This is a genomic window from Bacillus sp. LR_5, assembly GCF_042709275.1.
Genome location: NZ_JAVAXX010000492.1, coordinates 1 through 2796 on the forward strand (window position 1 = coordinate 1; position 2796 = coordinate 2796).

2 protein-coding genes are annotated in these 2796 nt (G+C 42.5%); both read left to right on the top strand.

Annotated features, from left to right (window positions below):
- Window positions 1–136 precede the first annotated feature (136 nt).
- Window positions 137–859 carry a DNA-binding response regulator ResD gene (gene resD, locus RAC86_RS37525; protein WP_080376113.1) on the top strand — a complete coding sequence of 241 codons (723 nt, stop codon included), beginning with the start codon at window positions 137–139 and terminating at the stop codon, window positions 857–859.
- Complete coding sequence (resE, locus tag RAC86_RS37530; protein WP_072566495.1) at window positions 856–2625, top strand: sensor histidine kinase ResE; 1770 nt, start codon at window positions 856–858, stop codon at window positions 2623–2625. Before resD ends, resE begins: the two co-directional genes overlap by 4 nt.
- Window positions 2626–2796: the final 171 nt, after the last annotated feature.

A 2796-nucleotide genomic window follows, 5' to 3' on the forward strand; every position in this document is an offset into this window, starting at 1 on the left:
GTTTAATTTAATATTCGTAAATCTAGTGCTTGCTGGACTTCATTCTTATGCATAGTCCTTAGAAAGCGATACAGTTCTCAAACTTTCTCATGATTTGATAAAATGAAAGTAACAGAAGGAAAGCAGGGGGAAAACGATGGACCAAATGAACGAAACCAAAATATTAGTAGTTGATGACGAAGCCAGAATTCGCCGCCTTTTAAGAATGTACCTTGAACGTGAAAATTATGTCATAGACGAAGCGGAAAATGGTGATGAAGCCATTGCCAAAGGGCTTGAAGCCAATTATGACTTAATTTTGCTTGATCTGATGATGCCGGGGACTGACGGAATTGAAGTGTGCCGGCAAGTTCGGGAAAAAAAAGCGACACCAATCATCATGCTGACTGCAAAAGGAGAAGAAGCAAACCGGGTGCAGGGATTTGAAGCGGGAACAGATGATTATATTGTCAAGCCATTCAGCCCGAGAGAAGTCGTGCTGCGGGTAAAAGCCCTTTTGAGAAGAGCATCCCAAACCTCTTATTTGAATGCCAATACACCGACGAAAAATGTGCTAGTGTTTTCACATCTGTCCATTGACCATGATGCCCATCGCGTAACGGCTGATGGAACAGAAGTAAGCCTGACGCCGAAAGAGTATGAGCTCCTATACTTCTTAGCAAAAACACCTGACAAAGTGTATGATCGGGAAAAGCTTCTGAAAGAAGTGTGGCAATATGAGTTTTTTGGTGATCTGCGGACAGTAGACACTCACGTCAAACGCCTGAGAGAGAAGCTGAACAAGGTATCTCCGGAAGCTGCGAAAAAAATTGTCACCGTATGGGGTGTGGGCTATAAATTTGAGGTAGGCACTGAATGAAATTTTGGAAAAGCGTAGTAGGCAAGCTGTGGTTTACGATCCTTTCACTTGTCTTGATCGTATTGTTCATTTTAACGGTTCTTTTGCTGGAATTTATTGAGAATTATCACGTGGAAGAAGCCGAGAATGATTTAACACAGCTTGCGAATAAAGTTGCTGTCATCCTAGAAAATCACGAGGATCAGGCACTGGCAAGATCAATCACTTGGGAGCTCGCTGATAACTTAACAAGCATTGCCATTATTCAGGATGAGAAAAAGTACTGGTATTCTCCGAATGATAAAAATCGCCTGTCGTCCATTACGGTTGAACAAATACAGCATGACAATGACTTAAATAAAGCTCTTCAAGACCATAAAAAAGTAAGCAAACGAACGGGGCTGAGCGATACAGACACGGATAATGAACGTCTGATTGTAGGTGTCCCGTATGAAAAAGACGGAAAGAAAGGCATGGTCTTTTTATCTCAGTCTTTGCTTGCCGTTAAAGATACAACAAAACACACGACCCGCTATATTTTCCTGGCCGCGGGGATTGCGATTGTACTGACCACGTTTTTCGCTTTCTTCTTATCAAGCAGGGTCACGTATCCGCTCCGAAAAATGAGAGAAGGCGCACAGGATTTGGCGAAGGGCAAGTTCGATACAAAAATCCCGATTTTAACCCAGGATGAAATCGGTGAACTGGCAACCGCTTTTAATCAAATGGGCCGGCAGCTTAACTTTCATATTAATGCGCTCAATCAAGAAAAAGAGCAGCTATCTAACATTTTGAGCAGTATGGCTGACGGGGTCATTACCATTAATATCGACGGTACAATTCTTGTGACAAACCCTCCGGCTGAACGTTTTCTTCAGGCTTGGTATTATGAGCAGAATATGAATATCAAAGAAGGCGATAACCTTCCGCCTGAAGCAAAAGAGCTGTTTCAAAACGCTGTCAGCACTGAAAAAGAACAAATGATTGAGATGACACTGCAAGGCAGATCATGGGTGCTCTTGATGTCGCCGCTTTATGCGGAATCGCATGTCAGAGGAGCGGTTGCCGTGCTGCGCGACATGACTGAAGAACGCCGCCTAGATAAGCTGCGGGAGGACTTTATCGCAAATGTCAGCCATGAGTTGAGAACACCGATCTCTATGCTTCAGGGATACAGTGAAGCAATTGTCGATGACATTGCAAGCTCCGAAGAAGACCGGAAAGAAATTGCTCAAATCATTTATGACGAATCGTTGCGAATGGGCCGTCTAGTCAATGATTTGCTTGATTTAGCCCGAATGGAATCAGGCCATACAGGCTTGCATTACGAAAAAATCAATGTCAATGAATTTTTAGAGAAGATCATTCGGAAATTTTCCGGTGTTGCAAAAGAAAAAAATATAAGTTTACATCAAGACATTTCTCTCACAGAAGAGGAATTTATGTTTGATGAGGACAAGATGGAGCAGGTATTTACCAACTTGATCGATAACGCGCTGCGGCATACTTCATCCGGCGGCAGTGTTTCCATTGCAGTCCATTCTGTGAAGGATGGATTGAAAATTGATATCAAAGACTCTGGATCCGGCATTCCGGAAGAAGATCTGCCATTTATCTTTGAGCGGTTCTATAAAGCAGATAAAGCGCGGACAAGAGGCAGAGCAGGAACCGGGCTTGGGCTGGCTATCGTTAAAAATATCGTGGAAGCCCACAACGGATCGATTACGGTGCACAGCCGAATGGATAAAGGAACGACATTTACATTTTATATTCCGACAAAACCATAAAATCGAGTCTGAATTTGCCGAAGAATCTTGTTCCATAAGAAACACCCGCTAATCGAGCGGGTGTTTTTTTAAAAGCCAACATTAATAAAATTTAAGGATATGTTAATATAAATTCCCTTCCAAATACCAGTTTCTCGTAATATAGTTGTAAGGTAACTTTTCAAGCTATTA

Excerpts from the sequence above, each read along its gene's own strand:
- resD (WP_080376113.1), top strand. The coding sequence starts at position 137 with ATGGACCAAATGAACGAAACCAAAATATTAGTAGTTGATGACGAAGCC.
- resE (WP_072566495.1), top strand. The coding sequence starts at position 856 with ATGAAATTTTGGAAAAGCGTAGTAGGCAAGCTGTGGTTTACGATCCTT.